The following is a 6,735-nucleotide window of genomic DNA, read 5'->3' on the forward strand; positions in this document are numbered from 1 at the left end:
TCGGCTCCGGGCCACAGGCGGCGCCGGCTCCGTCCGGCGTCCGTGCGCCGTGTCTGATCAGGCCACCCCGATCCGCAACAGATCGTGCAGGTGGACGATGCCGACCGGCATCGCTCCGTCGATCACGAACACGGCCGTGATCTTGGCGCGGTTGAGCACCTGCAGGGCCTCGCTGGCGAGCTGGTCGGGCTTGGCGCAGATCGGCCGCCGCGTCATCACCGCATCGACCGGAATCTCCATCAGGTCAGGCCGCATGTGACGGCGCAGGTCGCCGTCCGTGACGATGCCGACGAGCCGCCCCTCGGCGTCGACGATGCCGACGCAGCCGAACCCCTTGGTCGACATCTCCAGCACGGCCGCGCCCATGCGGGCGCCGAGCCGGCACAGCGGCATCGCCTCGCCGGTGTGCATCAGGTCGCGCGCGAACTTCAGGGCGGCGCCGAGCTTGCCGCCCGGATGCAGGGCGCGGAAATCGAGCGGCGTGAAGCCGCGGCTCTCCAAGAGCGCGATCGCCAGCGCGTCGCCGAGCGCGAGCTGCATCAGCGACGAGGTGGTCGGCGCCAGATTGTGCGGGCACGCCTCGCGCGCCTGCGGCAGCGCCAGCACGATGTCGGCCGCCTTGCCGAGCGTGCTCGCCGCGTCCGACGTGACCGCGACGAGCGGGATCGAGAAGCGCCGCGAATAGTCGATCAGGGCGCGCAGCTCGACGGTCTCGCCCGACCACGACAGGGCGATCACCACGTCGTCCGGCGTGATCATGCCGAGATCGCCGTGCCCGGCCTCGGCCGGATGCACGAACAGGGCCGGCGTGCCGGTCGAGGCGAGCGTCGCGGCGATCTTCTTGCCGACATGCCCGGACTTGCCCATGCCGCTGACGACGACGCGGCCGCGCGCCGCGCGGATCGCCGTGCAGGCGGCCGTGAACGGCGCCCGCAGCCCATCCCGCATGGCGGCGGCGAGCGCGGCGATGCCCTCCGCCTCCGCCTCCAGGGTGCGCAGGCCGGTCTCGACGAGATCGTGGTCGGTGCCGGGGACGAGATCGGTCGGCGGCATATCGACGACCGGGCGGTCGATCGCGGGACGCTCGGCCGGGACGTGGCTGGACGGCGGTTCGGTGGACGGCGGTTCGCCGGGCGGCAGGATGACGTCTGACATGCGCCGTCTCTACTCGTTTTTGGCCGGCGCGCAACCGTCGCCGACGCGGGGCGGAAACGCCCGTGAACCGGGCGTTAACCATACCGGCGCTATTCCGGTTAACCAGTTTTGTGCCGCCGGCCGGCGTGGAGGATGTATCGTTGCCGCGCCCCAGCTCTCGATTGACCGCATGGCTCGGTCCAGGCGCGATCATCGGCGCGGGGCTGGCAGTCGTGGCGGTCGGCCCGGCCGGCGCCCAGACGACTCCCGACCCGGCCGCCGCGGCGCCCGGCCTGTTCGCGCCGACCCGTGACGGCGGCGGCGTTCTCGCGCCGGGCTTCCAGCCGGCCGATCCGACGGCCGCGAGCCCCGACGGCCGATCCCGCTTCGGCGCCATCGACGAGACGCCTCCGGCAGGATCGCGCCCGCCGGTCCGGCCGACGACCCAGTTCGACTCGAAGAACGCCGCCAAGCCGCGCGTGACGCTGTCGTTCACCCAGCGCCAGCAGGAGGCGGCCCGGCTCAAGCGCGCCCCGCTGCCGGCCCCGCTGGTGCGCGGCACCAATCCGCAGCAGGTCCCGGTGGTCGTGCTGGATCGGCTGCGGCGCCGCGGCGGTCCCGACATCGACACGACGTCGCGCCTCAACGTGCCGGTCGCGGCGATCATCCCGCGCCGCGCCGTCGGCATCGAGGCGGACCCGTTCGCCCCGACCGGCGTGAGGGTCGGCGCCTTCACGCTGCGCCCGGCGATCGAGACGACCACCGGCTACGACACCAACCCGACCCGCATCCAAGGGCTCAAGGGCTCGAGCTTCACCCGCGTCGCCCCGGAGCTGATCATTCGCTCCGACTGGCAGCGTCATCAGCTCAATGCCGACCTGCGCGGCAGCTACACCTGGTACGGCCAGACCTATCCGCCCGTGGTCGAGTATCCCGGCACGGTGGCATCGACCGCGACGCCCGAGATCATCGACCGCCCGACCATGGATTCGCGGGTGACGGGCCGCTACGACGTCGACAAGCTGTCGCATTTCGACGGCGAGGCCCGCGCCATCATCTCGACCGACAATCCGGGCAGCCCCAACGTGCAGACCGGCCTGAAGCGGTTCCCGATCGTCACCACGGTCGGCACGACCTTCGGCTACACGCAGGGCTTCAACCGGCTCGAGGTGACCGGCAAGAGCACGTTCGATCACCAAGTCTACTCGGACTCCCTGCTCGCCGACGGCACGACGTCGAGCAACGCCGACCGCGAGTACAACCAGTACGGCGGCGCGCTGCGCGTCGCCTACGAGCTCAAGCCCGCCCTCAAGCCGTTCGTCGAGACCGGCGGCGACACCCGCATTCATTCGCAGAAGTTCGACCGCAACGGCTACGATCGTGATTCCAAGGGGCTGTTCGTCAAGGCCGGCAGCACCTTCGAGTTCTCGCAAAAGCTCACCGGCGAGGCGTCGCTCGGCTGGCTGTGGCGCTTCTACGTCGACGACGAGCTCACCAACATGTCGGGCCTCACGATTGACGCGGCGCTCACCTACACGGCGTCGGGTCTGACGACCGTCAAGCTGATCGGCACCACGGTCGCGTCCGAGATCATCGTGCCGGGCCTCTCGGGCGTGTTCAGCCGCAACGTGACGCTGCAGGTCGACCACGCCTTCCGGCGTTGGCTGATCGGCACGGCGCAGATCGGCACCGGCATCGACTCCTATGTCGGGTCCGACCGCGTCGACCACCGCTATCTCGTGTCGCTCGCGCTGCTCTACAAGCTCACCCGCGAGGTGCAGCTCAAGACCGAGCTGCGTCACGACTGGCTGCGCTCCGACATCACCAATGTCGACTGGGACGCGACCCAGGTCACGGTCGGCCTGCGCCTGCAGCGGTGAGACGACCGCAGGGGAGCGACGCCCCGCTGCTTCCGTCATGGCCGGGCTCGTCCCGGCCATCCACGAACTTCAATGGCGGCAGTGTGCTGAAAGACGTGGATGCCCGGCACGAGGCCGGGCATGACGGCGCGGAGTGTGCCGCGAGGTCTATCAGCGCGACCTGATCACTTGAGCGGCGGCCGCACGTCCTTCACCTCTCCCCGGCGGGGAGAGGTGAAGCGAGTAGCCCGATCACTCGCCGAGCAGGCGCTTCAGCTCGGTGCGGAACGCCGGCGCGATGTCGTCGCGGGCGAGCGCGTAGGCGACGTTGGCGGCCAGGAAGCCGATCTTGGAGCCGCAGTCGTAGGCGCGGCCCTCAAACTTCACGCCGAAGAAGGGCTGGTTCATGGCCAGCTTGATCATCGCGTCGGTGAGCTGGATCTCGCCGCCGGCGCCCCAGCTCTGGTTCTCCAGGATGCCGAAGATCTCCGGCTGCAGGATGTAGCGGCCCGTGATGATCAGGTTGGACGGCGCCTTGCCGCGCGGCGGCTTCTCGATCATCTCGGTGACGGCGAACGCCTTGCCGGTCGACTTGCCGGCGCCGACGACGCCGTACATGTGCAGCTTGTCGTCCGGCATCTCCTCGACGGCGATGATGTTGCCGCGCTGGCCGACCTCGTTGTAGGCGTCCATCATCTGGGCGAGGCAACCGCGCTCGGCCTGCACCAGCACGTCCGGCAGCAGCAGCGCGAACGGCTCCTCGCCGACGATGTCGCGGGCGCACCACACGGCGTGGCCGAGGCCGAGCGGCGACTGCTGGCGCGTGAAGCTGGTCTGGCCCGGGATCGGCAGGTCGCGCTCGAGATGCTCGAGATCGGCGAACTTGCGCCGCTCGGTCAGCGTCACCTCGAGCTCGTACTGACGGTCGAAGTGATCCTCGATGACCGCCTTGTTGCGGCCGGTGACGAAGATGATGTGCTCGATGCCGGCCTCGCGCGCCTCGTCGACCACGTGCTGGATCAGCGGTCGGTCGACGACGGGCAGCATCTCCTTGGGCATGGCCTTGGTCGCCGGCAGAAACCGGGTGCCGAGACCGGCGACGGGAAGAATCGCTTTGCGGATGGGCTTGGTCATGTCGCTGTTCGCATGAATGGTGCAGGCCGACAGAGGGTCGGGAGCCGCGGCAAAGAACCACGGCGCGACGCCGTAGTCCATGGATAAACAGGCGGTCGGACGAACCGCCGCGCGGTCGCCGCGAACGCTGCGCGACACTGCCGCGGAGACGCCGCAATTGCGCCGTGACGACGCCACGCGCCGTTAAGATGGCACTAACGACGCACGGCCTTCACTCGCATACGCCCGGGCGGATGCGCGGGGGCCGGGACGGAGGGACGCGATGACGAGGACCACGACGAGGACCGGGACGACGCCCTCGGTCCGCGCCGCGCTGGTGGCCCTGACTGTCGCGGCCGGCGGGCTCGCCGGCACCGCGGCGCCCGCCGGCGCGCAGAGCTTCCTGGACGATCTGTTCGGCCGCCGTGCCACCGGCAGCGTCACCCCGGCCAGTACCCCGGGCACGGTTCCGTCCGGGCTCCCGGGCGAGCGGCCATGGAGCGGCGAGTCGGGCAGCTCCGGCCATCCCGAGATGACGGCGCAGGCGATCCAGGCCGCGGCCGCGCGGTTCCCCGCCTGCGTCCAGCAGATGTGGCCGGAGGCGGCGCGCCGCGGCGTGCGGCGCCAGAACTTCGACGCGCTCACGGCCGGCCTGACGCCGGAGCTGCGGCTGATGGATCTGATGGACGCCCAGCCGGAGTTCACCAAGGCGTTCTGGGACTATCTCGACCTCCTGGTCAGCGACGCCCGGATCAAGCGCGGCCGCGAGATTCTGGCCCAGCACGCCGCGACCTTCGCGGCGGTCGAGAAGGCCTACGGGGTCGACCGCCACATCGTCGCGGCGATCTGGGGCGTCGAGTCGAACTTCGGCACCCAGATCGGCGACCGCTCGGTGCTGCGCTCGACCGCGACGCTCGCCTGCGTCGGCCGCCGCCAGGCCTATTTCCGTGACGAGTTCCTGGCCGCGCTCGAGATCCTCGACCGCGGCGACGTCGTCCCCGAGCATCTCAAGGGCTCGTGGGCCGGCGCCTTCGGGCCGACCCAGTTCATGCCGACCTCGTTCAAGCGCTACGCCGTCGACTTCGACGGCGACGGCCGCCGCGACGTCGTCGATTCGATGCCCGACATGATCGCCTCGACGGCCAACAACCTGAAGAAGGACGGCTGGGAGCCGGGCCGGACCTGGGGCTACGAGGTGGTGGTGCCGCCGGGCTTCGACTACCTCATGGCCGACGGCAAGCGCTGGATGACCCTGCAGGACTGGGCGCGGCTCGGGATCCGGCGGGCCTCCGGCGAGGCGTTCCCGCGCCCGGCCGACAAGGCTTATCTCCTGGTGCCGGCGGGCCGGCGCGGCCCCGCCTTCCTGATGATGAACAACTTTCGCGCCATCATGAAGTACAACCCGGCCGAGGCCTATGCGCTGGCGATCGGCCATCTCGCCGACCGCATGCGCGGCGGCGGGCCGATCGTCCAGCCGTGGCCGCGCGACGAGCGGGTGCTGACCGCGGCCGAGCGCTACGAACTGCAGGAGCAGCTGGTGCGACGCGGCTTCGACATCGGCAGCGAGCCCAACGGCCGGGTCGGGCCGCGCACCCGCGCCGCCATCAAGCGCTTCCAGGCCGCCGCCGGGCTGCCCCCGGACGGCTTCGCCTCGGCCGCCCTGCTGGACCGCCTGCGCTCGCGCTAGGTCCTTTCGGAGCCGCCGGATTTCACCGCGCCGCGGCGACCGCCGCGGCTTGAAAACGCCGCCTTCTTCGACGATCTTGGCGGACCGTCGCCGCGCCCGCGCGGCGGCGACGGCTCGCGTTGCCCAGACGGCGCCGACCCACCGGACCCCGACCCCCGGACCCCGACCGACCGGAAGCGGATATCGACCATGATGCAGCGGCGCCAGACCGAGCGGTTCCCGGCCCAGGGAGGCCCGGCGCAGACAGCCTCGATCCGCCGGCTCCTCGGCGCGCTCGTCGCGGTCGCGCTCGTGATCGTCGCCCAGACGGCCGCCGCGGTCCTGTCCGGCGCCCTCGTCCCCGGCGTCGCGACGCCGGCCCGCGCGCAACTGTTCGACGACCGCTTCCCGTTCCAGAACCCGTTCGGCAACCCGTTCCAGCGGCAGCGCCAGCGCGAGCAACAGCAATACTGGAACCCGTTCGCGCCGCCCCAGGAGCAGCGCCAGGCCGCGCCGCCGGCCGACTTCTCCAAGGCGCCGCCGCCCAAGAAGCACGAGGGCACGCCCAGCACCAACGTCGTGGTGCTCGGCGACTCGATGGCCGACTGGCTCGCCTACGGCCTGGAGACGGCCTTCGCCGAATCGCCCGAGATGGGGGTCGTGCGCAAGCACCGCACCCAGTCCGGCCTGATCCGCCAGGACGTGCGCTCCGATCCGCGCGGCGAGCATCCCGACTGGCCGAAGGCCCTCCAGGAGGTGCTGGGAGCCGACAAGCCCGATTTCATCGTGATGATGATCGGCGTCAACGACCGCCGCCCGATCCGCGAGCCGCGCGCCGCGCGCGCCGCCGTCGGTCGTGCCGGCCAGCAGGGGCAGCAGGGGCAGCAGGCACAGCCGGGGCAGCCCGGCCAGCCGGCGCAACCGGGCCAGCCCGCCCAGCCCGGCCAGCAGGCGACGCCCGGA

The 6,735-nt window shown here is 71.2% G+C and carries 5 protein-coding genes; 3 read left to right on the forward strand and 2 right to left on the reverse strand.

The genetic code is table 11. From position 1 onward, the window contains the following. Nucleotides 1–57: 57 nt before the first annotated feature. A complete protein-coding gene (locus tag CCR97_RS22635) occupies nt 58–1,053 on the reverse strand; it encodes a KpsF/GutQ family sugar-phosphate isomerase (RefSeq protein WP_111359382.1) in 996 nt (331 codons plus the stop codon). Between the two features lie 314 nt (nt 1,054–1,367). Between CCR97_RS22635 and CCR97_RS22640 the strand changes: the two genes are divergently transcribed. After that, entirely contained in the window at nt 1,368–3,014 is a 1,647-nt protein-coding gene (locus tag CCR97_RS22640) for an outer membrane beta-barrel protein (protein WP_201159875.1), read from the forward strand. A gap of 231 nt (nt 3,015–3,245) precedes the next feature. On the opposite strand, the gene galU is transcribed toward CCR97_RS22640, so the two are convergent. Further along, complete coding sequence (galU, locus tag CCR97_RS22645) at nt 3,246–4,127, reverse strand: UTP--glucose-1-phosphate uridylyltransferase GalU (RefSeq protein WP_111359381.1); 882 nt, start codon at nt 4,125–4,127, stop codon at nt 3,246–3,248. 262 nt (nt 4,128–4,389) lie between these two features. Between galU and CCR97_RS22650 the strand changes: the two genes are divergently transcribed. Both CCR97_RS22650 and CCR97_RS22655 read left to right on the forward strand, forming a co-directional pair. Beyond that, nucleotides 4,390–5,793, forward strand: coding sequence for a lytic murein transglycosylase (locus tag CCR97_RS22650; RefSeq protein ID WP_111359379.1), 1,404 nt, complete (start codon nt 4,390–4,392; stop codon nt 5,791–5,793). A gap of 189 nt (nt 5,794–5,982) precedes the next feature. Next, on the forward strand, nt 5,983–6,735 hold a 753-nt coding region (locus CCR97_RS22655; RefSeq protein WP_201159876.1), incomplete at its 3' end, for a DUF459 domain-containing protein.

This window comes from Rhodoplanes elegans, from assembly GCF_016653355.1.
Taxonomy (GTDB): Bacteria; Pseudomonadota; Alphaproteobacteria; order Rhizobiales; family Xanthobacteraceae; genus Rhodoplanes; species Rhodoplanes elegans.

Excerpts from the sequence above, each read along its gene's own strand:
- CCR97_RS22635 (WP_111359382.1), bottom strand. The coding sequence starts at position 1,053 with ATGCCGCCGACCGATCTCGTCCCCGGCACCGACCACGATCTCGTCGAG.
- CCR97_RS22650 (WP_111359379.1), top strand. The coding sequence starts at position 4,390 with ATGACGAGGACCACGACGAGGACCGGGACGACGCCCTCGGTCCGCGCC.
- galU (WP_111359381.1), bottom strand. The coding sequence starts at position 4,127 with ATGACCAAGCCCATCCGCAAAGCGATTCTTCCCGTCGCCGGTCTCGGC.